We start from the raw sequence: 22,644 nt of genomic DNA on the forward strand, positions 1-22,644 counted from the left end.
CCTCAGCCGGCGAGGATACGCTCGATCGCCGGGCGGTTCAGCCCCTTGAGGCCGATGACGACGAGCCGCGATCGGCGGTCGTCGTCCGGCGTCCAGGCGCGGTCGTAATAGTGGTTGACGCGCGGGCCGACGGCTTGGAGCAGCAGCCGCATCGGCTTGCCACCCACCTCGACAAAGCCTTTGACGCGCAGAACGTTTTCCTGCTCGGCGGCGAGAGCGACGCGCTTTGCCAGCTCATCCGGACTGGCGATGGACGGGATATCGAGGACGAAGGAGTCGAAATCGTCATGCTCATGGTCGAGCTCGTCATCGTGATGGGTCTTGCGGTTCTCGATGTCGTCTTCGACGGCGAGGCCAAGACCGAGCAGCACGGAGGGGTCGACCTTGCCCTGCGCGGTCGGCACGACCTTGACGGCGCGCGCCACATGCTCGCCGATGACGGCATTGGCGCGCTCCGAGCCGGCCGCGTCCATCAGATCGCTCTTCGACAGGATGATGAGGTCGGCGCAGGCGATCTGGTCCTCGAACACCTCTTCGACCGGATCATCGTGGTCGAGGGAATCGTCGGCGGCGCGCTGCGCCTGCAAGGCGTCTAGGTCGGAGGCGACGCGGCCGTCGGCCAGCGCCGGACCGTCGACCACGGCGATGACGCCATCGACCGTGACGCGGCTCTTCACCGTCGGCCACTGGAAGGCCTGGACGAGCGGCTTCGGCAAAGCGAGGCCGGAGGTTTCGATCAGGATGTGGTCGACCTTCGGCGTGCGCGACAGGATCTGGTCGAGCGCCGGCACGAAATCGTCGGCGACGGTGCAGCAGATGCAGCCATTGGCGAGCTCGACGATATTTTCCTCTGGGCAGGTGTCGATGCCGCAGCCTTTCAGGATCTCGCCGTCGATGCCGACATCGCCGAATTCGTTAACGATGATCGCCAGCCGCTTGCCCTTGGCGTTTTCGAGCAGGTTGCGGATCAGCGTGGTCTTGCCGGCGCCGAGAAAGCCGGTGACGACAGTGCAGGGAACACGGGAGAGGGATGCGGTCATGTCAGTCCTTCAGCAGGTCGAGGGGAGGGATGCGGGCAACCAGGCCGCGCTTGAGGGAATCGGGCCGGCCTCGCCAGGGGATGAGGCCGTCGGTCGAGGTGGCAAAGAGCTTTGCGCCGGTGACGAGGTCGGCGCCGCTGGTCGTTTCCAGGTCACCGAAGACATAGCTCCAGCAGCCGTCGCGCAGCAGCGCCGCGCTCAGGCGGCGTTTGCAATTGCCGAGACACTCGACGGTGCGGATGCGGATTTTCTCGTCCGGCGCGGCGCGGCGCGCGTCTTCGGCAAGGAGGGCGCCGGCGCGCGGATGCGCGTCCGAACCGGTCTCATCGCGGCAGGAGGAGCAGACGATGACGGTCACTTCCGATAGCGCGTCGCGGGGTTCGGACGAAATGTCCGCGGTACTAGCCGGAAAACTGACGTTGCGATCCAAAACCAGGCTCCTTGCCCGGAAAACCCGCCGAGCGATCGGATTCTCATGTCTCAGACGGCAGGTCTCCTGGCTCGCGGGTCGTCGCCTTGCGCCGCCTTCCCGGGAACATCCCAGTGGTTTTCGGCTGAGGCTCGTCGCTCACAGTTGCGGGGACAGCCGCGGATTTGGGTTTTCCCGCACCGCATTCCCTCTTGGCTCCTCCCCTTGCCGGGAGGAGACCGTCTGCGGCGGATTTAGGCTTAGAGGTGCTGGCATGTCAACGCGCGGCTACGACACCGAAATGTCGGCCAACGCCGGCCCAAGGTCGCCGGCCGGCGTCACCTCGATGGTTTCCAAGCCGAGCCATGCCTGCATCTGTTTCAACTCATCGAAGAGCTGTGCGGCCGTTTCGGCGGGAGCGCCGGCTTCGGCAAAAGCCGCATGGACGCGCAGCACGCCGGCCGGGCGGTCAGCTCTCAGATCGACCCGGGCAACGATCCGGTCGCCGAGCAGGAAAGGCAGCACGTAGTAGCCGTACTGGCGCTTCTCGGCCGGCGTGTAGATCTCGATGCGGTAGCGGAAGCCGAAGAGTTTTTCCGTCCGGGTGCGTTCGAATACCACCGGATCGAAGGGCGCGAGCAGGGCGCGGGCCTCGATCCGGCGCGGAAAGCGGGCGTCCTTGTGGAGATAGGCGGGCTTGTCCCAGCCTTCGACCTTCACCGGCAGCAGTTCGCCCATCTCGACCAGTTCCTCGATCCTGGCCTTCGTATCGCCAGGCGCCAGGCGGAAATAGTCGCGCAGATCGCCATAGGTGGCGATGCCATGGGCGCGGGCGGAAATGCGCAGCAATTCGCGATGCGCGTCCTCGACCGAGGGCACCGGCAGGTCGAGCACGGCCTGCGGCAGAACCCGCTCGGGCAGGTCGTAATAGCGCTCGAATCCGCGCCGGTAGGCGGTGGTGATGCGCCCGGCCCAGAACAGCCATTCGAAAGCGTGCTTGGCCTCGCTCCAGCCCCACCAGCCGCCATTGCCCTTGTGGCCTTCGATGTCGGAGGCGGCGATCGGCCCGCGTTGCGCGACTTGGCCGTAGATCTCCTCGATCATCGCCTTGCGCTCGCGGCCCCATTTGGCGAGGCCGAGATACATTTCCTCGCCTTGCTCGGCGCGCTGCATGCGCCAGCGCATCAACGGATAGGTCTCGACGGGCAGGAAGGAAGCCTCATGGGCCCAGTATTCGAAGACGGTTCGCTTGCGGGTGACGGCCGCGTTGTCGAGCAGCGCAAGCGGGTAGGGGCCGAGGCGCGAATAGAGCGGCATATAGTGGGCGCGCACCACGGCGCTGACGGAATCGATCTGCAGCAGGCCAGTTCGGGAAAGCACGCGGGCGAGATGGCGACGATCGGGCGTGCCGGCAGGCCGCGCATCGGTAAAACCCTGCGCACCGAGCGCAATGCGCCTTGCTGCGGCGAGCGAGATCTTTTCCTTCATCCAGCTACCGATCCTTTGCCGGGGTTTCCAGTCGGTGATTCCGGCCATGCTAGCAGGCAAATGGCGGGAGATATGTCAGGATAGAAAAGTGGAGTAAAACATGAAGGAAATCAAACAGGAGCGGATCGGACCAGTTTCTTCCGATATGGCGTCCAGCGCCGGATTTTGAACAAGGTTTGACTTGCGTCGCCGAAACCGCTGCGCTAACCCTCGCCGCGTCGCAGCATAGGCCACCTAAAACGGTTCAGCGGGTTAAACTGTCACGCTTCCGCCTTAGAGTCCGTTGCTGTAATCAAAGTGAACTGGCCGCCGAAGGAAAGTCGCCGCATGAGCGCACTCCTAAGTTCGTATCTGCCTATCGTGCTCTTCATCGCAGTGGCGATGGTTGTCGGCCTGGCGCTGATCGTTGCGCCGTTCCTGGTTGCCTACCGCAATCCCGATCCGGAAAAGCTTTCCGCCTATGAATGCGGGTTCAACTCGTTCGACGACGCCCGCATGAAGTTCGACATCCGCTTCTACCTGGTGTCGATCCTGTTCATCATCTTCGATCTCGAGGTCGCCTTCCTGTTCCCGTGGGCGGTGTCCTTCTCCAAGCTCGGCATGCTCGGCTTCTGGTCGATGATGGTGTTCCTGGCGGTGCTGACCATCGGCTTTGCCTATGAATGGAAAAAAGGAGCGCTAGAATGGGATTGAACGACAGTTCAGGCACCCTCGTCGCGCCGAAGCCCAAGGGCATCATCGATCCCAACACCGGCAGGCCGGTGGGGGAGGACGATCCCTTCTTCCTCGAGATCAATAATGAGCTGGCCGACAAGGGCTTCCTTGTCACCTCGACCGAGGCGCTGATCACTTGGGCGCGCAGCGGCTCGCTGATGTTCATGACCTTCGGTCTCGCCTGCTGCGCGGTCGAGATGATCCACACCTCGATGCCGCGCTATGACTCAGAGAGGTTCGGCGTCGCGCCGCGCGCGTCTCCGCGCCAGTCCGATATCATGATCGTCGCGGGCACACTGACCAACAAGATGGCGCCGGCGCTGCGCAAGGTCTACGACCAGATGCCGGAGCCGCGCTACGTCATCTCGATGGGTTCGTGCGCCAATGGCGGCGGCTATTATCACTATTCCTATTCGGTGGTGCGCGGCTGCGACCGCATCGTGCCGGTCGACATCTATGTCCCCGGCTGCCCGCCGAGCGCCGAAGCGCTGCTCTACGGCATTCTCCTGTTGCAGAAGAAGATCCGCCGCACCGGCACGATCGAACGGTGAACCAATGGCCTTGGCGTTGCACGAACTCTCCACCTATCTCGGCGAGAAGCTCTCCGGCCGCATCGGCGAAACGGTGCTTGCTTATGGCGAACTGACGGTTTGCGTCGAGCCGGGCAACTTGACCGAGGTCGCGACCTTCCTGCGCGACGACCCGCGCTGCCAGTTCGTCTCGATCATCGACATTTGCGGCGCCGACTATCCGTCGCGTGCCAAGCGCTTCGACGTCGTCTACCACCTGTTGTCGCCGAAGCAGAACGTCCGCATCCGCCTCAAGGTCCAGGCCGACGAGGAGACGCTGGTGCCGTCGCTGACCGGCGTCTATCCCGGCGCCGACTGGTTCGAGCGCGAGACCTATGATCTCTACGGCGTGCTCTTCTCCGGCCATCCGGACCTGCGCCGCATCCTCACCGACTACGGCTTTGAAGGGCATCCGCTGCGCAAGGACTTCCCGCTGACCGGCTTCGTCGAGGTTCGCTACGACGACGAGGCCAAGCGAGTCATCTATGAGCCGGTGGAATTGAAGCAGGAATTTAGAAACTTTGACTTTTTGAGCCCGTGGGAGGGAACGGATTACGTCCTTCCGGGCGATGAAAAGGCGAAGCCAAATTGAGGCGCCACAATGGCTGAAACCTCCGTCCGCAATTTTAACATTAACTTTGGGCCTCAACACCCTGCTGCGCACGGGGTTTTGCGTCTCGTGCTGGAGCTGGACGGCGAGGTGGTCGATCGCGTCGATCCGCATATCGGCCTGCTGCATCGCGGTACCGAGAAGCTGATCGAGGCCAAGACCTATCTGCAGGCGGTGCCCTATCTCGATCGGCTCGACTATTGCGCGCCGATGAACCAGGAGCATGCTTTCGCGCTCGCGGCCGAGCGCCTGCTCGGCATCGAGGTGCCGAAGCGCGGCCAGCTGATCCGCGTGCTCTATTCCGAAATGGGCCGCATCATGTCGCACATCCTCAATGTGACGACGCAGGCGATGGACGTCGGCGCGCTGACGCCGCCGCTGTGGGGCTTTGTCGAGCGCGAGAAGCTGATGGTGTTTTATGAGCGCGCCTCCGGCTCGCGCATGCATGCGGCCTACTTCCGGCCAGGCGGCGTGCATCAGGACCTGCCGCAGAAGCTGATCGAGGATATCGGCAAGTGGATCGATCCGTTCCTGAAGTCGGTCGACGACCTTGACGCCTTGCTCACCGGCAACCGCATCTTCAAGCAGCGCAATGTCGACATCGGCACGGTGTCGCTCGCCGACGCCTGGGCCTGGGGTTTTTCGGGCGTGATGGTGCGCGGCTCGGGCGCGGCCTGGGACCTGCGCAAGGCGCAGCCTTATGAATGCTATTCCGAGATGGATTTCGACATCCCGATCGGCAAGAACGGCGACTGCTACGACCGTTATCTCGTGCGCATGGAAGAGATGCGCCAGTCGGCGAAGATCATGCGCCAGTGCGTCGATCTGCTGCTCGGCAAGGAAAGCGGTGGCCCGGTATCGAACCTCGACGGCAAGGTGGTGCCGCCGAAGCGCGCGGCGATGAAGCGCTCGATGGAAGCGCTCATCCATCACTTCAAACTCTACACCGAGGGCTACCGCGTGCCGGCCGGCGAGGTCTATGCGGCTGTCGAGGCGCCGAAGGGCGAGTTCGGCGTCTATCTCGTCTCCGACGGCACCAACAAGCCCTATCGCTGCAAGCTGCGCGCGCCGGGTTTTGCGCATCTGCAGGCCATGGATTTCCTGTGCCGCGGCCACATGCTGGCCGACGTCACCGCCGTGCTTGGCTCCCTCGACATCGTGTTTGGTGAGGTCGATCGCTAAATGTCAGTCCGCCGTCTCGCAGATGCCAGCGTCCAGCCAGCCTCCTTCGCCTTCAACAAGGCGAACGCCGCGGCGGCGCAGCAGTGGATCGCCAAATACCCGAAGGGACGCGAGCAGTCGGCCATCATCCCATTGCTCATGATCGCTCAGGAACAGGAAGGCTGGGTAACGAAGGCGGCGATCGAGACGATCTCGGATATGCTCGGCATGCCGCGCATCCGCGGCCTCGAGGTGGCCACCTTCTACACGCAATACCAGCTCAATCCGGTCGGCACCCGCGCCCATATCCAGGTCTGCGGCACCACGCCCTGCATGCTGCGCGGCTCGGAAGCGCTGATGGATGTGTGCCGCTCGAAGATCCATCACGACCAGTTCCATACCAACGACAAGGGTACGCTGTCGTGGGAGGAGGTCGAATGCCTCGGCGCCTGCGTCAACGCGCCGATGGTCATGATCTTCAAGGACACGTTCGAAGACCTGACGCCGGAGCGCCTTGCCGAGATCATCGATCTCTATGAAGCCGGCAAAGGCGCCGAGGTGAAGCCCGGTCCGCAGAACGGCCGCACCGGTTCGGAGCCGGCCACGGGCCTGACGACGCTGAAGAGCGAGAAGGCAATCCTGAAATCCACCCGCGACAAGGAAGCCAAGGCCGCCGCGAAGGCAGCCAGACAAGCTGCTGCCGCAGCGCCCGCTGCTGCATCCGCCGCCGTCGTCTCGCAGGCGCCTGCCGCGCCGCCCTCGGCCCCTGTCGGGCCATCGAAATCCGGCAAGCCGAAAACCGACGCGCCCGAAACCAGTCCGGCACTAAGGACACCGTCGCCGGTCAAGGTTTCGCCCGCCACCGAGAAGGCGGCCAGCGTCAGGGCGCCGCGCCACTCCGCAGCCAATGCCAACCAGGCTTCTCCGGAAGTCGAGGCGGTTTCGAAGCCGCGCAGCGGGCCGAAGGCCAAGGCCGAGCCGGCGTCCGCCTTCAAGTCGCCGGAAGCGAAGCAGCCTGCGACCAAGACGGCCAAGCCTTCGCTCGAGGACAAGAACCGCCCGGCCGGGATCGCGCGTCCGGCAACGGTCGACGATCTGAAGCTGATCTCCGGTGTCGGTCCGAAGATCGAAGGCGTCCTGCATTCGCTTGGCATTTATACTTTCGCGCAGGTCTCTGCGTGGAGGAAGGCCGAGCGCGAATGGGTCGACGGCTATCTCAATTTCCGCGGCCGTATCGAGCGCGACGACTGGGCGAAGCAGGCCAAGGCGCTCGCCAAGGGCGGCGTCGCCGAGTACATCCGCGTCTTCGGCAAGAAGCCGGTCTGAGGGACGAACAATGCTTCAGGACAAAGACCGCATCTTCACCAACATCTACGGCCTGTTCGACAAGTCGCTGGCCGGAGCGCAGGCGCGCGGCATGTGGGACGATACACCCGGCCTGATCGCCAAGGGACGCGACTGGATCATCAACGAAATGAAGGCAAGCGGCCTGCGCGGCCGTGGCGGCGCCGGCTTCCCGACCGGCCTGAAATGGTCGTTCATGCCCAAGCAGAGCGATGGCCGGCCGAGCTATCTCGTCATCAATGCCGACGAATCCGAGCCCGGCACCTGCAAGGACCGTGACATTCTGCGCAACGATCCGCATACGCTGGTCGAGGGCGCGCTGGTCGCCGGTTTCGCCATGGGCGCGGTCGCTGCTTACATCTATGTGCGCGGCGAGTTCATCCGCGAGCGCGAGGCGCTGCAGCGCGCCATCGACGAGGCTTATGCGGCCAAGCTCATTGGCAAGAACAACACCTCCGGCTACGACTTCGACGTCTATATGCACCACGGCGCCGGCGCCTATATTTGCGGCGAGGAGACGGCGCTGCTCGAAAGCCTCGAGGGCAAGAAGGGCCAGCCGCGACTGAAGCCGCCATTCCCGGCCAATGTCGGCCTTTATGGCTGCCCGACCACGGTCAACAACGTCGAATCCATCGCGGTGGCGCCGACGATCCTGCGCCGGGGTGCTGCCTGGTTCTCGTCCTTCGGCCGGCCGAACAATGCCGGCACCAAGCTCTTCTGCGTGTCCGGGCACGTCAACAATCCGTGCACCTTCGAAGAGGCGATGTCGATCCCGTTCCGCGAACTGATCGAGACGCATTGCGGCGGCATTCGCGGCGGCTGGGACAATCTGCTCGCGGTCATCCCGGGCGGCGCTTCGGTGCCGCTGGTGCCGGCCGAGCAGATCATCGACGCGCCGATGGATTTCGATGCATTGCGCGACCTCAAATCCGGCCTCGGCACTGCGGCTGTCATCGTCATGGACAAGTCGACCGATATCGTGAAGGCGATCGCCAGGCTTTCCTACTTCTACAAGCATGAGAGCTGCGGCCAGTGCACGCCGTGCCGCGAAGGCACCGGCTGGATGTGGCGGGTGATGGAACGGCTGGTGCGCGGCGAAGCGCAGAAGCGCGAGATCGACATGCTGCTCGATGTCACCAAGCAGGTGGAAGGTCACACGATCTGCGCGCTGGGCGATGCCGCGGCCTGGCCGATCCAGGGCCTGATGCGACATTTCCGCGGCGAGGTGGAGCGCCGCATCGACGAGTTTTCGCGCAACGCGCACCGGGTCGAGCCGGTGATGGTGGCGGCGGAATAGATTTGCAAGACGGGCATTGCCCGGGACGGAAAGCAGGGGCGGGGCGTACGAAGAAACGACCAGGAGATGTCTATGGCGCCGTATTCGATAGCCTACCCGCTGATGCCTTATTTGGACGAACTCGAGAAGATGAACCCGGACCTGACCAAGATGATGCCGCGGGAGATGGCCAGCGCCGTCAACCTGATGGCGCATCCTGTCGCGGGCGTGGCTGCGCTATCTGCGGTAGGCATCGGTTTCGCCAACCATGCCCTGGGTGTCTGGATGGGCGCGCTCTCCGGCGCCGTCGAAGCCTCGCAGCGCATGCTCCAGCCGTTCCTCGACGATCTCGAGGCGCGGACCGAGGCCGCCAACAATTCGTCCAAAGCGCGCAAAGCGACCGAGACGCTGATCGCCGAGGCGCAGACCTTCGCCAGGGATGTGACCGACATCGCGGCGAACGCCAGCGCTGAGAAGGCGCTCGACGCGAGAGGCGACACGGTAGCCGGAACGGCCGCGACCGGTCTGATGCCGGAAGATTTCAGGCAGCCCAAGGCGATCGACAAGCCGGCAAAGCCGTCCGACCTGAAGGCGATATCGGGCATCGGGCCGAAGCTGGAGAAGGTGCTGAATGGTCTTGGCATCTGGTCCTACGACCAGATCGCTGCCTGGACCTTGGAAGAGATCGCCTGGGTCGAGGATTACCTGTCGCTCGCCGGCCGCGTCGGCCGCGACGACTGGACTGGCCAAGCGGCGGCGCTGGCCGCCAAATAGTGAGATGAAATGCCGGGCGCAGTCGCGCCCCGGAACGAAAGATTGCGGGAAATCCGCGAGGGTTTGAGGCGAATGGCAAAGCTCAAGGTCGACGGGAAAGAGATCACGGTACCCGACCATTACACGCTGCTGCAGGCGGCCGAGGACGCCGGCGCGGAAGTGCCGCGCTTCTGCTTCCATGAGCGGTTGTCCATCGCCGGCAATTGCCGCATGTGCCTGATCGAGGTGAAGGGTGGCCCGCCCAAGCCGCAGGCCTCCTGCGCCATGGGCGTGCGCGACCTGCGCCCCGGCCCGAATGGCGAAGCGCCGGAAATCTTGACCAACACGCCGATGGTCAAGAAGGCCCGCGAAGGCGTGATGGAGTTCCTGCTGATCAACCATCCGCTGGATTGCCCGATCTGCGACCAGGGCGGCGAGTGCGACTTGCAGGACCAGGCGATGGCCTTCGGCGTCGACTCCTCGCGCTACCATGAGAACAAGCGGGCGGTCGAAGACAAGTATATCGGTCCGCTGGTCAAGACGGTGATGAACCGCTGCATCCACTGCACGCGCTGCGTCCGCTTCACGACCGAGGTCGCCGGCATCTCCGAACTCGGCCTGATCGGCCGCGGCGAGGATGCCGAGATCACCACCTATCTCGAACAGGCGATGACCTCGGAGCTCCAGGGCAACGTCATCGACCTTTGCCCGGTCGGCGCGCTGACCTCCAAGCCGTTCGCCTTCCAGGCGCGGCCGTGGGAGCTGACCAAGACGGAGTCGATCGACGTCATGGACGCCGTCGGCTCGGCGATCCGCGTCGATAGCCGCGGCCGCGAGGTGATGCGCATCCTGCCGCGCGTCAACGAGGCCGTGAACGAGGAGTGGATCTCGGACAAGACGCGCTTCATCTGGGATGGCCTGCGCACCCAGCGCCTCGATCGTCCCTACGTTCGCAAGAACGGCAAGCTTGCTCCGGCAAGCTGGGCGGAAGCCTTCACGGCGATCAAGAACGAGGTGTCGAAGACCGCGCCCGAGCGCATCGGCGCCATCGCCGGCGACCTCGCCGCGGTCGAGGAAATCTATGCGCTCAAGCTTTTGATGGCAGCGCTCGGCTCCAAGAACATCGACTGCCGCCAGGACGGCGCTGCGCTCGATCCGTCGCTCGGCCGCGCGAGCTACATCTTCAATCCGACCATCGAAGGCATCGAGCAGGCCGACGCGGTGCTGATCGTCGGCGCCAATCCGCGCTTCGAGGCCTCGGTGCTCAACGCCCGCATCCGCAAGCGCTGGCGCGTCGGCAACATGCCGATCGGCGTCATCGGCGAGATCGGCGACACGCGCTATGACTACGAGCTCATCGGCGCCGGCCCAGAATCCTTGAAGGACTTGGCCGACGGCAACGGCAGGTTCTTCGAGGTGCTGAAGAATGCAGCGCATCCGCTGATTATCGTCGGCCAGGGCGCCCTGGCGCGCTCGGACGGCGCGGCAGTGCTCGGCCAGGCGGCAAGGCTGGCGATGGCCATCAATGCCGTCACGGCCGAGTGGAACGGCTTCGCGGTGCTGCACAACGCGGCGGCCAGAGTCGGCGGGCTCGACGTCGGCTTCGTGCCGGGCGAGGGCGGCAAGAATGTCGCCGGCATGCTGGGCGCGACGGATCTCCTGTTCCTGCTTGGCGCCGACGAGATCGACATGGCCAAGACCGGCGGCGCCTTCGTCGTCTATATCGGCACGCATGGCGATGTGGGCGCACACCGCGCCAATGTCATCCTGCCGGCTGCCGCCTACACCGAAAAGTCCGGCACCTATGTGAACACGGAAGGCCGCGTGCAGCAGACCAACCGCGCCGGTTTCGCCCCGGGCGAAGCGCGCGAGGACTGGGCGATCCTGCGGGCGCTGTCGGATGTGCTCGGCAAGAAGCTGCCGTTCGATTCGCTCGCGCAGCTGCGCGCCAAGCTCTATGGCGAATACCCGCATCTTGCCCGCGTCGATCATGTCGCGGCGGGCAGCGCCGACGGCGTTGCCAGGGCGGCGAAGCTCGGCGGGCGCTTGAACAAGGGCACCTTCACCTCGCCGGTGAAGGACTTCTATCTCACCAACCCGATCGCGCGGGCCTCGGCCGTGATGGCTGAGTGCTCGGCGCTGGCCAAGAGCGGCTTCAAGCAGGCGGCGGAATAAGCATGGACACCTTCTTTTCCTTCTACGTGCTGCCGGCGCTGCTGATCCTGTTGAAGTCGGTCGTGCTGATCGTCGTTCTTTTGATCTTCGTGGCTTACGTGCTTTATGCCGACCGCAAGATCTGGGCGGCGGTGCAGCTGCGCCGCGGCCCGAACGTGGTCGGTCCCTGGGGCACGCTGCAGGCCTTCGCCGACCTTTTGAAATTCGTCTTCAAGGAGCCGGTGATCCCGTCGGGCGCCAACAAGGGCGTCTTCCTGCTGGCGCCACTGGTCTCAGCCGTGCTCGCGATCTCGGCCTGGGCGGTCATTCCGGTCAATCAAGGCTGGGCTATCGCTAACATCAATGTCGGCATCCTTTATGTTTTCGCCATCTCCTCGCTCGAGGTCTACGGCGTGATCATGGGCGGCTGGGCGTCGAACTCGAAATATCCGTTCCTGGGCGCGCTGCGCTCAGCCGCGCAGATGGTGTCCTACGAGGTGTCGATCGGCTTCGTCATCGTCACCGTGCTGCTTTGCGTCGGCTCGCTCAACCTCTCCGACATCGTGCTCTCGCAGCAGGATGGCCTCGGCACCAAGCTTGGCCTGCCCAACACCTTCCTCGACTGGCACTGGCTGTCGCTGTTCCCGATGTTCATCGTGTTCTTCATCTCGGCGCTGGCCGAGACGAACCGTCCGCCCTTCGATCTGGTGGAAGCGGAATCGGAACTCGTCGCCGGACACATGGTCGAATATTCGTCGACGCCGTTCCTGCTCTTCTTCCTGGGCGAGTACGTCGCCGTCGTCCTGATGTGCGCGCTGGCCACCATCCTGTTCCTCGGCGGCTGGCTGCCACCGTTCGACTTCGCGCCCTTCACCTGGGTGCCGGGCCTGATCTGGTTCGTGCTCAAGGTCTGCCTGGTGTTCTTCATGTTCTCGATGGTGAAGGCGTTTGTGCCGCGCTACCGCTATGATCAGCTGATGCGGCTAGGCTGGAAGGTCTTCCTGCCGATCTCGCTGTTCATGGTCGTCGCCACCGCGGCCTTCCTCAAGATCACGGGGTTTGCGTGATGTCCGCTCTTGCCCAAGCCGCAAAGGCCCTGTTGCTGAAGGATTTCGTCAGCGCCTTCTTCCTGTCGATGCGCCAGTTCGTTGCGCCGAAGGAGACGATCAACTATCCGCACGAGAAGGGACCGACCAGCCCGCGCTTCCGCGGCGAGCACGCGCTGCGCCGCTACCCCAATGGGGAGGAGCGCTGCATCGCCTGCAAGCTTTGCGAGGCGATCTGTCCGGCACAGGCGATCACCATCGAAGCCGGCCCGCGCCGCAACGACGGTACGCGGCGCACCGTGCGCTACGATATCGACATGGTGAAGTGCATCTATTGCGGCTTCTGCCAGGAAGCCTGCCCGGTCGACGCCATCGTCGAGGGGCCGAATTTCGAATTCGCGACCGAGACGCGCGAGGAGCTTTACTACAACAAGGAAAAGCTGCTCGCGAACGGCGATCGCTGGGAGCGTGAGCTGGCGCGCAACATCGCGTTGGACGCGCCCTATCGCTGACATTTGACGCATGGACGGGGCGAGGGCCTCGTCCAAAGGATGGTCCCCGAAAAGTTGCAGACTTTCGGACCAGATCATCCTCCGGAATGAAAAGAGTGTCGCATGTTTCTTCCGATCGGGTCTTTCAACCCGATCGGAACATGCGATAGGAACACGCAACGTTGCCAGCCGGAGGCGGCGGCGACATCGAGCAGGGGCGCTGAGCCAGTGTTCGGACAGGAACCCGAGGGAACCCCATGCTGAGTGGACTAGAGGCGGTCTTTTTCTACCTCTTCGCCTTTATCGCCGTGGCGTCGGCCTTCATGGTCATTTCGTCGCGCAACCCCGTGCATTCGGTGCTGTTCCTGATCCTCACCTTCTTCAATGCCGCTGGCCTGTTCATGCTGACCGGCGCCGAGTTCCTGGCGATGATCCTGCTCGTCGTCTATGTCGGCGCTGTGATGGTGCTGTTCCTTTTCGTCGTCATGATGCTCGACGTCGACTTCGCGGAGATGAAGCAGGGCGCGCTGCAATATGCGCCGATCGGCGCGCTGGTCGGACTGATCCTGGCGGCGGAACTGATCGTCGTGCTCGGCGGCTACAGCTTCGCGCCGCAGCTTGCTTCGACGGTGGCGAAGGCAACGCCGGACCTCGCCGCGCGCTCCAACACGGCGGCGCTCGGCGACATCCTCTACACGGACTATCTCTATTATTTCCAGATCGCCGGCCTCGTGCTTCTGGTCGCCATGATCGGTGCCATCGTGCTGACGCTGCGCCACAAGGAAGGCGTCAAGCGGCAGTCGATCGCCGCCCAGGTCGGCCGCACGCCGGCAACGGGCATGGAAATCCGCAAGGTCAAGTCGGGCGAGGGTATCTGAGATGGTCGTCGGCATCGCGCATTATCTGACCGTATCGGCGATCCTGTTCACGCTCGGCGTGTTCGGCATCTTTTTGAACCGCCGCAACATCATCGTCATCCTGATGTCGATCGAGCTGATCCTGCTCGCGGTCAACATCAACTTCGTCGCCTTCTCGGCGGCGCTGCATGACCTCGTAGGGCAGGTATTCGCCCTGTTCGTGCTGACGGTCGCCGCGGCGGAGGCCGCGATCGGACTTGCCATTCTTGTCGTCTTCTTCCGCAACCGCGGCTCGATAGCGGTCGAAGACGTGAACCAGATGAAGGGTTGACGGGAACAACCATGTACCAGGCCATCGTCTTCCTTCCGCTGCTCGGCTTCCTGATTGTCGGCCTGTTCGGCAATTCGCTCGGCGCCAAGGCATCCGAATACATCACTTCCGGCTTCCTGGTGATCGCGGCGGTGCTGTCGTGGATCGCCTTCTTCACCGTCGGCTTCGGCCATGGCGAAGTGTTCACCGTGCCGGTGCTGCGCTGGATCCAGGCGGGCGGGCTCGACGTCGCCTGGGCGCTCAGGATCGACACACTGACGGTGGTGATGCTGGTCGTCGTCAACACCGTGTCGGCGCTGGTCCATATCTATTCGATCGGCTACATGCACCACGATCCGAACCGGCCGCGCTTCTTCGCCTATCTGTCGCTGTTCACCTTCGCGATGCTGATGCTGGTGACGGCTGACAATCTGGTGCAGATGTTCTTCGGCTGGGAAGGCGTCGGCCTCGCCTCCTATCTGCTGATCGGCTTCTGGTACAAGAAGCCCTCCGCCAACGCCGCGGCGATCAAGGCCTTCGTCGTCAACCGCGTCGGCGACTTCGGCTTCGCGCTCGGCATCTTCGGCGTCTTCGTGCTGTTCGGCTCGGTCAATCTCGGCACAGTCTTCGCCAACGCAGCCTCCTTCCTTCCGGCCGAAGGCGCGCCGGAGGGAGCCGCGGTGCTCACCTTCTTAGGCCATGCGCTCGACAAGCACACGGCGCTGACGGTGGTCTGCCTGCTGCTCTTCATGGGCGCCATGGGCAAGTCGGCGCAGGTGCCGCTGCACACCTGGCTGCCCGATGCCATGGAAGGCCCGACGCCCGTCTCGGCGCTGATCCATGCCGCGACCATGGTGACGGCCGGCGTGTTCATGCTGGCGAGGCTCTCGCCGCTGTTCGAGTTGTCGCATTCGGCGCTGACCGTCGTCACCTTCATCGGCGCCTTCACCGCCTTCTTCGCGGCCACCGTCGGCCTTGTCCAGAACGACATCAAGCGCGTCATCGCCTATTCGACCTGCTCGCAGCTCGGCTACATGTTCGTGGCGCTCGGCGTCGGCGCCTATGGCGCGGCGATCTTCCATCTGTTCACGCATGCCTTCTTCAAGGCGCTGCTGTTCCTCGGCTCTGGCTCGGTCATCCATGCCGTCTCCGACGAGCAGGACATGCGCCTGATGGGCGGGTTGAGGACGCTTATCCCCAAGACCTACTGGATGATGGTGATCGGCACGCTGGCGCTGACCGGCGTCGGCATCCCGGCGACGGTGATCGGCACCGCCGGCTTCTTCTCCAAGGACGCCATCATCGAAGCGTCCTTTGCCAGCCACAACGCGGTCGCGGGCTTTGCCTTCGTGCTGCTCGTGATCGCCGCCGCCTTCACAAGCTTCTATTCCTGGCGACTGATCTTCATGACCTTCCACGGCGAGCCGCGCGCCAGCCACGAGGTCATGCATCACGTGCATGAATCGCCGCCGGTGATGCTGGTGCCGCTCTACGTGCTGGCTGCCGGCGCGCTGTTTGCCGGTGTCATCTTCCACGGCGCCTTCATCGGCGAGGGCTATGCCGAGTTCTGGAAGGCCTCGCTGTTCACGCTGCCGGACAACCACATCCTGCACGAGATCCACGAATTGCCGTTGTGGGTGGAACTGGCTCCGTTCATCGCCATGGTCATCGGCTTTGCGGTCGCGTGGAAGTTCTACATCCGCTCGCCGGAACTGCCCCGGAGCGTCGCCGCCAACCATCGCCTGCTCTACGGCTTCCTGCTCAACAAATGGTATTTCGACGAGCTCTACGACTTCCTTTTCGTGCGGCCGGCGAAGCGCCTCGGCCGGTTCCTATGGAAGACCGGTGACGGCGCCATCATCGACGGGCTCGGCCCCGACGGCATCTCGGCGCGCGTCGTCGACGTCACCAACCGCGTCGTCAAATTGCAGACCGGCTACCTCTACCACTATGCCTTCGCCATGCTGATCGGCGTGGCCGCTCTCGTCACCTGGATGATGCTCTGATGACCGACTGGCCAATCCTCTCGCTGGTCACCTTCCTGCCGCTGGTTGGTGTTCTGCTCATTCTGCCGATCAGCGACGACAGCGAAAACGCGCGCCGCAACATCCGCTCGATCGCCTTCATCACGACGGCGTTCACCTTCGTGGTGTCGCTGTTCATCTGGAAGGGCTTCGATAATTCGCAGGCCGGCTTCCAGTTCGTCGAGAAGCACGCCTGGCTGGATTCGGGCATCTCCTACCATATGGGCGTCGACGGCATCTCGATGCTGTTCGTCATCCTGACCACCTTCCTGATGCCGCTCTGCATCCTGGCCTCGTGGGATGCGATCGAGAAGCGCGTCAAGGCCTACATGATCGCCTTCCTGATCCTCGAGACGCTGATGATCGGCGTGTTCTGCGCGCTCGACATTGTGCTCTTCTACGTCTTCTTCGAGGGCGGCCTGATCCCGATGTTCATCATCATCGGTGTCTGGGGCGGCAAGCGGCGCGTCTATGCCTCGTTCAAGTTCTTCCTTTATACGCTTGCCGGCTCGGTGCTGATGCTGCTCGCCATCATGGCGATGTTCTTCCAGTCCGGCACGACCGACATCACCACGCTGCTGACGCATAACTTCCCGGCCAACATGCAGACCTGGCTGTGGCTCGCCTTCTTCGCCTCCTTCGCGGTGAAGATGCCGATGTGGCCGGTGCACACCTGGCTGCCCGACGCGCATGTCGAGGCGCCGACGGCGGGTTCGGTCATCCTGGCCGGCATCCTGTTGAAGATGGGCGGATACGGCTTCCTGCGCTTCTCGCTGCCGATGTTCCCGCTGGCGTCGGAGATGTTCGCGCCGCTGATCTTCACGCTCTCGGTCGTCGCCATCATCTACACCTCGCTGGTGGCGCTGATGCAGGAGGACATGAAGAAACTCATCGCCTATTCGTCGGTCGCCCATATGGGCTTCGTCACCATGGGCATCTTCGCGATGAATCAGGAGGGCGTGCAGGGCGCGATGTTCCAGATGCTCAGCCATGGGCTCGTCTCCGGCGCGCTGTTCCTGTGCGTCGGCGTCATCTACGACCGCATGCATACGCGCGAGATCGACGCCTATGGCGGGCTGGTCAACAACATGCCGAAATACGCGACCGCGTTCATGATCTTCACCATGGCCAATGTCGGCCTGCCGGGCACCAGCGGCTTCGTCGGCGAGTTCCTGACCATGCTCGGTGTGTTTCGGGTCAACACCTGGGTGGCGTTCTTCGCCGCTACCGGCGTGATCCTGTCGGCGGCCTACGCGCTCTGGCTCTACCGCCGCGTGATCTTCGGCGCGCTGACCAAGGAGAGCCTGAAGAACCTGCTCGATCTTTCGACGCGCGAGAAGGCGATCATCTACCCGCTGGTGGTGCTGGTGATCTTCTTCGGCGTCTATCCGGCGCCTGTCTTCGATGCCACCACGCAGTCGGTCAAGGCGCTCGTCACCAACGTCACCGCATCCATCAATTCCGCGCAAACCGCGGCGGCGAACTGACCGGGGAAACACCATGACGCCGGACCTTCTCTCCAGCCTTTCGCTCTCGACGCCGGAACTGATCCTCGCCGTCGGCGCGCTGGCGCTTCTGATGGTGGGTGCGTATTCGCGCTCCAACAACACCATGACGGTGACCGGGCTCGCGGTCGCGGTGCTTGTGATCGCCGGCCTGTGGCTGGCTTTCTCCGGCGGCGAGGGGTCTGCCTATGGCAGCGCTTTCGTCCAGGACTCCTTCGGCCGCTTCATGAAGATGCTGGCGCTGATCGGCTCTGCCGTCACGCTCGTCATGTCGATGCGGTTTGCCAGGCAGGAGCATTTCGACAAGTTCGAATATCCGGTGCTGATCGTGCTGTGCACGCTCGGCATGATGCTGATGATCTCGGCCAACGGCATGATCGGCCTTTATCTCGGGCTCGAGCTGCAGTCGCTGGCGATCTACGTGCTGGCGGCGATCAACCGTGACAATGTCCGCTCGACCGAGGCCGGCCTCAAATATTTCGTTCTCGGCGCGCTGTCGTCGGGCATGCTGCTCTACGGCATCTCGCTGGTCTACGGTTATACCGGCAACACCGGCTTCCACGAGATCGCGACGGCGCTGGGCAGCGGCGAACGTCAGCTCGGCCTTGTCTTCGGCCTGGTCTTCGTGCTCGCCGGCCTCGCTTTCAAGATCTCGGCGGTGCCGTTCCACATGTGGACGCCGGACGTCTATGAGGGCGCGCCGACGCCGATCACCGCCTTCCTGGCCGCCGCGCCGAAGATGGCGGCGATGGCGCTGATCGTGCGCGTCACCATGGGGGCCTTCAAGCCGATCGCCGCCGACTGGCAGCAGATCGTCGTGTTCATCTCGATCGCCTCGATGGCGCTTGGCGCCTTCGCCGCGATCGGCCAGACCAACATCAAACGGCTGATGGCCTATTCCTCGATCGGCCATATGGGGTACGCGCTGGTCGGCCTTGCCGCGAACAGCCAGGCCGGCGTGCGCGGCGTGGCGATCTACATGCTGATCTATCTGGTGATGACGCTCGGCACCTTCGCCTTCATCCTCGCCATGCGGCGCAAGGAGGGCAATGTCGAGCAGATCGGCGATCTGGCGGGCCTCGCCTCGACCAATCCCATCATGGCCACCATCCTCACCATCCTGATGTTCTCGCTGGCCGGCATTCCGCCGCTCGCCGGCTTCTGGGGGAAATGGTACGTGTTCCTCGCCGCCATCAACGCGCATCTCTATGCCCTGGCGATCATCGGCGTGCTGGCTTCGGTGGTGGGTGCCTACTATTACCTGCGCATCATCAAGATCATGTGGTTCGACGAGCCTGTCGGCGGCTTCGTGCCGATGGCCAGCGAATTGCGCCTCGTGCTCGGCGTCAGCGGCGCCTTCGTGCTGTTCTATGTGCTGATCGGCGGGCCGATCGGCAGCTATGCCGAAGCCGCCGCCAAGACCTTCTTCTGACGGGATGGCATTTCGGCTGGCTCCAACCGCGGCGTCGGAGGGGTTCCGGCTCGAGGCCCATGACAGCGTCGGCTCGACCAACGCGCTGGCGCTTGAGCATGCACGCGCGGGCGATCCGGGAAAACTCTGGGTCGTCTCGAAGAGGCAGGAAAGCGGACGCGGTCGGCGCGGCCGCGCCTGGGCGACGCCTGAAGGCAATCTGGCGGCGACGCTGCTTCTGGTTCCGAATGGCGAGTTGCGGCTCGCCGCGACGCTTGGCTTCGTCGCTGGGCTTGCATTGGCCGACGCGCTCGATGCCGTCGTCCCGCAAGGGCGGATCGCCGTTGGCCTGGACGGAGCCAGCGAAGGACGCAACCGCTTCGAGCTGAAATGGCCGAACGACGTGCTCGCCACCGGCGCCAAACTTGCCGGCATCCTGCTGGAATCGACCCTGCTCGAAGGCGGCCGTTTCGCGGTTGCCGTCGGCATCGGCGTCAACGTCGTGGCATACCCCGAGGATCTGCCTTATCCGGCGACGTCGCTGCAGGCACTTGGCGCCAATTGCGATGCCGAGATGCTGTTCCTGGCGCTCTCGGATGCCTGGAGCGAGAATTTCAGATTGTGGGATGACGGGCGGGGACTTAGCGCGATTAGGAAACGCTGGTTGGCTCGCGCCGCGGGGCTCGGCGGCGAGGTTGCTGTCAGAATTGACGGCAATGTGGTGCGCGGCGTCTTCGAAACCATTGACGAGGACTGCCGTTTCGTGATCCGCGACGATGACGGAACTGTTTTGACGATCGCGGCCGGCGACGTGCATTTCGGCGCGGTCGCGTCGGCCCGTCTTTGACGACTTGATTTGATTGGCTTGGCCTGACTGGCCAGGAAGGAAAGGATTTATGGCGAATACTGAGAACGCCGAACTCGTCTTCGCGCCGCTCGGCGGCGTCGGCGAGATCGGCATGAACTTCGCCCTCTATGGCTACGGGCCCGCGGACGCGCGCGAATGGATCGTAGTCGATGTCGGAGTCACATTTCCGGACAGCGCGCATCCGGGCGTCGATCTGATCCTGCCCGACACACGCTTCATCGAGGAGAACCTCGACGGCTTGCGCGGCGTGGTCATAACGCATGCGCATGAGGACCATTACGGCGCGCTGCTCGATATCTGGCCGAAGCTCAAAGTGCCGGTCTGGATGACGCCGTTCACCGCCGGCCTGCTGGAGGCCAAACGGCAGGGCGAGCAGAACGCGCCAAAAATCCCGGCAATGATCTACAGGGCCGGCGAGACGTTCACTGTCGGGCCGTTCGAGATCGAAGCCATCCCGGTTGCGCATTCCATTCCCGAGCCGATGTCGCTGGCGATCTCCACGCCCGCCGGCACGGTAATCCACACCGGCGACTGGAAGATCGATCCGGCGCCGACGATCGGCCCCAAGACGGACGAGGCGCGCTTCCGCGCTTACGGCGACAAGGGCGTGCTGGCGCTGATCTGCGATTCCACCAATGCGCTGAGGGAAGGGGAGTCGCCGTCGGAAGTGGCGGTCGGCGAGGGCCTGAAAGGCGTCATCGAAAACGCCAAGGGCCGCGTCGCGGTCACCACCTTTTCCTCCAATGTTGGGCGCATCGTTTCGATCGCCAAGGCTGCGCGGGATGCAGGCCGGCAGTGCCTTGTGCTCGGCCGCTCGCTGAAGCGCGTGATCGATGTCGCGACCGAACTCGGCTACATGGACGGCCTGCCGGAATTCATTGCCGAGGAGGATTACGGCTATATCCCGCGCGAGAATCTGGTGGTCATCTGCACCGGCAGCCAGGGCGAGCCGCTGGCCGCACTTGCGAAGCTTTCGCGCGACGAGATGAAGTCGGTGGCGCTGACGGCCGGCGACACGGTGGTGTTTTCGTCGCGCACCATTCCCGGCAACGAGAAGGCGATCCTGGAAATCAAGAACCGGCTGATCGACCTCGGCATGAAGATCATCGAGGACGGCGACGCGCTGGTGCATGTCTCCGGCCATCCGCGCCGCAGCGAGTTGCGCAAGATGTATGAATGGGTGCGGCCGCAGATCGGCGTGCCGGTGCACGGCGAGGCGGCGCATCTGGTGGCGCAGGGCTCGCTGATGTCGATGTCGGGCATCGGCCAGGTGGCGCAGGTGCGCGACGGCGATATGTTGAGGCTCTGGCCCGGTCCGGCCACGATCATCGACCAGGTGCCGTTCGGCCGCCTCTACAAGGATGGATACTTGATCGGCACCGATCAGGCGATGGGCATACGCGACCGGCGCAAGCTGTCCTATGCCGGACATGTTGCGGTCAACGTCGTGCTCGACGAGAAATACGAGCTAGCCGGCGATCCCGATCTGGTGGCGATCGGCGTCGCCGAGGCCGATGCCAGCGGCGAGACGCTAGAGGACCTGATGCTCGATGCGGCAATCGGCGCGGTGGACTCGATCCCCCGCCAGCGCAGAAAAGACCTCGACCTTGTGCAGGAGGCCGTGCGCCGCGCCGTCCGCGGCGCCGCCAACGAAGCCTGGGGCAAGAAGCCGCTGGTGACGGTGTTTGTCACTAGATAAGGGAGTAGGGGAGTACGGGAATAAGGGAGTAGGGAAGAGCAAATAGCTCGGAGTCTTTCCTACCCCCCTACTCCCCTAACTTTCGGAGCGCTTATGCTCGGACGCCTAAATCATGTCGCGCTTGCCGTGCCGAACCTGGCTGCGGCGACAGCTGCGTATCGCGATACGCTGGGCGCTCAGCTGAGCGAGCCGCAGGCGCTGCCGGAACATGGCGTCACGGTTGTGTTCGTCGATGTCGGCAACACCAAGATCGAGCTGCTGGAGCCGCTGGGCGACGCTTCACCGATCGCAGCCTTCCTCGCGAAGAACCCGTCGGGCGGCATGCATCATGTCTGCTACGAGGTCGACGATATCCTCGCCGCGCGCGACCAGCTCAAAGCAAGCGGCGCGCGTGTGCTCGGCGACGGCAATCCGAAGATCGGCGCGCATGGCAAGCCTGTGCTGTTCCTGCATCCCAAGGATTTTTTCGGCACGCTGGTGGAATTGGAGCAGGCATGAACTGGGTTTCCTTTGTCGCACTGTTCTTCGTCACCTGGTGGCTGGTGCTGTTTGCGGTGCTGCCGTTCAGCCTGCGCACCCAGGATGAGGACAAGGACGTGACGCTCGGCACGGTCTCGAGCGCGCCGAAGGGACCGCACATGCTGCGCGCGGCGATCCGCACGACAATCGTCACCGCGATCGTGATCGGCATTTTCTACGGCCTGACAAGGGGGCTCGGCTTCGGCTTCGATGACATTCCGCACATCGTGCCGGACTTTACTCATACTGCCGGCCGCTAGCGGCCTGCACTGTTTCCGCAAGTATTGATCAGCCCGCGCCCGTGCTGGTTGAAATTGGAGGCCGGCTTCCGATTTCAAGGGCTGGCGCAGCATAATGCTGTTTGGCAGGTCGTGGTGCTAAGCAGATGATTGCACA

General features: G+C 63.7%; 22 protein-coding genes and 1 riboswitch. Of the genes, 19 read left to right on the top strand and 3 right to left on the bottom strand.

Annotated elements, in window-relative coordinates; all coding sequences use genetic code 11:
- Positions 1-2: 2 nt before the first annotated feature.
- From cobW to CK218_RS29035, 3 genes are all read right to left on the bottom strand, one after another.
- A complete protein-coding gene (cobW, locus tag CK218_RS29025; protein ID WP_095829695.1) occupies positions 3-1,040 on the bottom strand; it encodes a cobalamin biosynthesis protein CobW in 1,038 nt (345 codons plus the stop codon).
- Position 1,041: 1 nt separating this feature from the next.
- On the bottom strand, positions 1,042-1,470 hold the full coding sequence (locus CK218_RS29030) for a DUF1636 family protein (RefSeq protein WP_066998755.1): 429 nt from the start codon (positions 1,468-1,470) through the stop codon (positions 1,042-1,044).
- 38 nt (positions 1,471-1,508) lie between these two features.
- A riboswitch (cobalamin riboswitch) is annotated at positions 1,509-1,708 on the bottom strand.
- Positions 1,709-1,737: 29 nt separating this feature from the next.
- Complete coding sequence (locus tag CK218_RS29035) at positions 1,738-2,937, bottom strand: winged helix-turn-helix domain-containing protein (RefSeq protein ID WP_095829696.1); 1,200 nt, start codon at positions 2,935-2,937, stop codon at positions 1,738-1,740.
- Positions 2,938-3,264: 327 nt separating this feature from the next.
- Here CK218_RS29035 and CK218_RS29040 point away from each other — a divergent pair, with 327 nt between their 5' ends.
- The 19 genes from CK218_RS29040 (at position 3,265) to CK218_RS29130 (ending at position 22,508) form a co-directional block, all read left to right on the top strand.
- Entirely contained in the window at positions 3,265-3,630 is a 366-nt protein-coding gene (locus CK218_RS29040) for an NADH-quinone oxidoreductase subunit A (RefSeq protein WP_027169002.1), read from the top strand.
- Positions 3,621-4,202: an NADH-quinone oxidoreductase subunit B gene (locus tag CK218_RS29045; RefSeq protein WP_013531090.1), complete on the top strand. Its 582-nt coding sequence runs from the start codon at positions 3,621-3,623 to the stop codon at positions 4,200-4,202. The genes CK218_RS29040 and CK218_RS29045 overlap by 10 nt, the downstream gene beginning before the upstream one ends.
- 4 nt (positions 4,203-4,206) lie before the next feature.
- Positions 4,207-4,812: an NADH-quinone oxidoreductase subunit C gene (locus tag CK218_RS29050; RefSeq protein WP_066998762.1), complete on the top strand. Its 606-nt coding sequence runs from the start codon at positions 4,207-4,209 to the stop codon at positions 4,810-4,812.
- 9 nt (positions 4,813-4,821) lie between these two features.
- Positions 4,822-6,012: an NADH-quinone oxidoreductase subunit D gene (locus tag CK218_RS29055; RefSeq protein WP_095779761.1), complete on the top strand. Its 1,191-nt coding sequence runs from the start codon at positions 4,822-4,824 to the stop codon at positions 6,010-6,012.
- Complete coding sequence (locus CK218_RS29060) at positions 6,013-7,317, top strand: NADH-quinone oxidoreductase subunit E (RefSeq protein ID WP_095829697.1); 1,305 nt, start codon at positions 6,013-6,015, stop codon at positions 7,315-7,317.
- Positions 7,318-7,327: 10 nt separating this feature from the next.
- Complete coding sequence (gene nuoF, locus CK218_RS29065; protein WP_095829698.1) at positions 7,328-8,632, top strand: NADH-quinone oxidoreductase subunit NuoF; 1,305 nt, start codon at positions 7,328-7,330, stop codon at positions 8,630-8,632.
- Between the two features lie 72 nt (positions 8,633-8,704).
- The gene (locus CK218_RS29070; protein WP_066998774.1) at positions 8,705-9,385 is read left to right on the top strand and encodes an NADH-ubiquinone dehydrogenase; all 681 of its coding nucleotides are present in this window, start codon (positions 8,705-8,707) and stop codon (positions 9,383-9,385) included.
- A 72-nt stretch (positions 9,386-9,457) separates the two neighbouring features.
- Positions 9,458-11,539, top strand: a complete 2,082-nt coding sequence (gene nuoG / locus CK218_RS29075; protein ID WP_095829699.1) for an NADH-quinone oxidoreductase subunit NuoG — start codon at positions 9,458-9,460, stop codon at positions 11,537-11,539.
- A 2-nt stretch (positions 11,540-11,541) separates the two neighbouring features.
- A complete protein-coding gene (gene nuoH / locus CK218_RS29080; protein ID WP_066998780.1) occupies positions 11,542-12,585 on the top strand; it encodes an NADH-quinone oxidoreductase subunit NuoH in 1,044 nt (347 codons plus the stop codon).
- Positions 12,585-13,076 carry an NADH-quinone oxidoreductase subunit NuoI gene (gene nuoI, locus CK218_RS29085; protein WP_066998784.1) on the top strand — a complete coding sequence of 164 codons (492 nt, stop codon included), beginning with the start codon at positions 12,585-12,587 and terminating at the stop codon, positions 13,074-13,076. Before nuoH ends, nuoI begins: the two co-directional genes overlap by 1 nt.
- Before the next feature lie 236 nt (positions 13,077-13,312).
- Positions 13,313-13,933 (top strand): NADH-quinone oxidoreductase subunit J, encoded by a 621-nt coding sequence (locus CK218_RS29090; RefSeq protein ID WP_066998787.1) that lies wholly within the window; start codon positions 13,313-13,315, stop codon positions 13,931-13,933.
- A 1-nt stretch (position 13,934) separates the two neighbouring features.
- Complete coding sequence (nuoK, locus tag CK218_RS29095) at positions 13,935-14,243, top strand: NADH-quinone oxidoreductase subunit NuoK (RefSeq protein WP_066998791.1); 309 nt, start codon at positions 13,935-13,937, stop codon at positions 14,241-14,243.
- A gap of 11 nt (positions 14,244-14,254) precedes the next feature.
- Positions 14,255-16,228, top strand: coding sequence for an NADH-quinone oxidoreductase subunit L (gene nuoL, locus CK218_RS29100; RefSeq protein ID WP_095780845.1), 1,974 nt, complete (start codon positions 14,255-14,257; stop codon positions 16,226-16,228).
- Positions 16,228-17,733 (top strand): NADH-quinone oxidoreductase subunit M, encoded by a 1,506-nt coding sequence (locus CK218_RS29105; RefSeq protein WP_095826201.1) that lies wholly within the window; start codon positions 16,228-16,230, stop codon positions 17,731-17,733. The genes nuoL and CK218_RS29105 overlap by 1 nt, the downstream gene beginning before the upstream one ends.
- A 13-nt stretch (positions 17,734-17,746) precedes the next feature.
- Positions 17,747-19,183 (top strand): NADH-quinone oxidoreductase subunit NuoN, encoded by a 1,437-nt coding sequence (nuoN, locus tag CK218_RS29110; protein WP_095829700.1) that lies wholly within the window; start codon positions 17,747-17,749, stop codon positions 19,181-19,183.
- Positions 19,184-19,187: 4 nt separating this feature from the next.
- Positions 19,188-20,009, top strand: a complete 822-nt coding sequence (locus CK218_RS29115; RefSeq protein WP_095779754.1) for a biotin--[acetyl-CoA-carboxylase] ligase — start codon at positions 19,188-19,190, stop codon at positions 20,007-20,009.
- Between the two features lie 49 nt (positions 20,010-20,058).
- Entirely contained in the window at positions 20,059-21,729 is a 1,671-nt protein-coding gene (locus tag CK218_RS29120) for a ribonuclease J (RefSeq protein WP_095779753.1), read from the top strand.
- 93 nt (positions 21,730-21,822) lie between these two features.
- Positions 21,823-22,227, top strand: a complete 405-nt coding sequence (gene mce / locus CK218_RS29125; protein WP_067001242.1) for a methylmalonyl-CoA epimerase — start codon at positions 21,823-21,825, stop codon at positions 22,225-22,227.
- A complete protein-coding gene (locus CK218_RS29130) occupies positions 22,224-22,508 on the top strand; it encodes a DUF1467 family protein (RefSeq protein ID WP_095779752.1) in 285 nt (94 codons plus the stop codon). The genes mce and CK218_RS29130 overlap by 4 nt, the downstream gene beginning before the upstream one ends.
- Positions 22,509-22,644 lie beyond the last annotated feature (136 nt).

It is taken from the genome of Mesorhizobium sp. WSM3879 (assembly GCF_002294915.1).
In the GTDB taxonomy this organism is placed as follows: domain Bacteria; phylum Pseudomonadota; class Alphaproteobacteria; order Rhizobiales; family Rhizobiaceae; genus Mesorhizobium.

Coding starts and splice junctions, on each gene's coding strand:
- CK218_RS29105 (WP_095826201.1), top strand. CDS start 16,228: ATGACCGACTGGCCAATCCTCTCGCTGGTCACCTTCCTGCCGCTGGTT.
- CK218_RS29045 (WP_013531090.1), top strand. CDS start 3,621: ATGGGATTGAACGACAGTTCAGGCACCCTCGTCGCGCCGAAGCCCAAG.
- nuoF (WP_095829698.1), top strand. CDS start 7,328: ATGCTTCAGGACAAAGACCGCATCTTCACCAACATCTACGGCCTGTTC.
- CK218_RS29070 (WP_066998774.1), top strand. CDS start 8,705: ATGGCGCCGTATTCGATAGCCTACCCGCTGATGCCTTATTTGGACGAA.
- CK218_RS29055 (WP_095779761.1), top strand. CDS start 4,822: ATGGCTGAAACCTCCGTCCGCAATTTTAACATTAACTTTGGGCCTCAA.
- CK218_RS29060 (WP_095829697.1), top strand. CDS start 6,013: ATGTCAGTCCGCCGTCTCGCAGATGCCAGCGTCCAGCCAGCCTCCTTC.
- CK218_RS29035 (WP_095829696.1), bottom strand. CDS start 2,937: ATGAAGGAAAAGATCTCGCTCGCCGCAGCAAGGCGCATTGCGCTCGGT.
- nuoN (WP_095829700.1), top strand. CDS start 17,747: ATGACGCCGGACCTTCTCTCCAGCCTTTCGCTCTCGACGCCGGAACTG.
- CK218_RS29050 (WP_066998762.1), top strand. CDS start 4,207: ATGGCCTTGGCGTTGCACGAACTCTCCACCTATCTCGGCGAGAAGCTC.
- mce (WP_067001242.1), top strand. CDS start 21,823: ATGCTCGGACGCCTAAATCATGTCGCGCTTGCCGTGCCGAACCTGGCT.
- nuoI (WP_066998784.1), top strand. CDS start 12,585: ATGTCCGCTCTTGCCCAAGCCGCAAAGGCCCTGTTGCTGAAGGATTTC.
- CK218_RS29130 (WP_095779752.1), top strand. CDS start 22,224: ATGAACTGGGTTTCCTTTGTCGCACTGTTCTTCGTCACCTGGTGGCTG.
- CK218_RS29115 (WP_095779754.1), top strand. CDS start 19,188: ATGGCATTTCGGCTGGCTCCAACCGCGGCGTCGGAGGGGTTCCGGCTC.
- nuoG (WP_095829699.1), top strand. CDS start 9,458: ATGGCAAAGCTCAAGGTCGACGGGAAAGAGATCACGGTACCCGACCAT.
- CK218_RS29090 (WP_066998787.1), top strand. CDS start 13,313: ATGCTGAGTGGACTAGAGGCGGTCTTTTTCTACCTCTTCGCCTTTATC.
- nuoH (WP_066998780.1), top strand. CDS start 11,542: ATGGACACCTTCTTTTCCTTCTACGTGCTGCCGGCGCTGCTGATCCTG.
- CK218_RS29120 (WP_095779753.1), top strand. CDS start 20,059: ATGGCGAATACTGAGAACGCCGAACTCGTCTTCGCGCCGCTCGGCGGC.
- CK218_RS29040 (WP_027169002.1), top strand. CDS start 3,265: ATGAGCGCACTCCTAAGTTCGTATCTGCCTATCGTGCTCTTCATCGCA.
- nuoL (WP_095780845.1), top strand. CDS start 14,255: ATGTACCAGGCCATCGTCTTCCTTCCGCTGCTCGGCTTCCTGATTGTC.
- nuoK (WP_066998791.1), top strand. CDS start 13,935: ATGGTCGTCGGCATCGCGCATTATCTGACCGTATCGGCGATCCTGTTC.
- cobW (WP_095829695.1), bottom strand. CDS start 1,040: ATGACCGCATCCCTCTCCCGTGTTCCCTGCACTGTCGTCACCGGCTTT.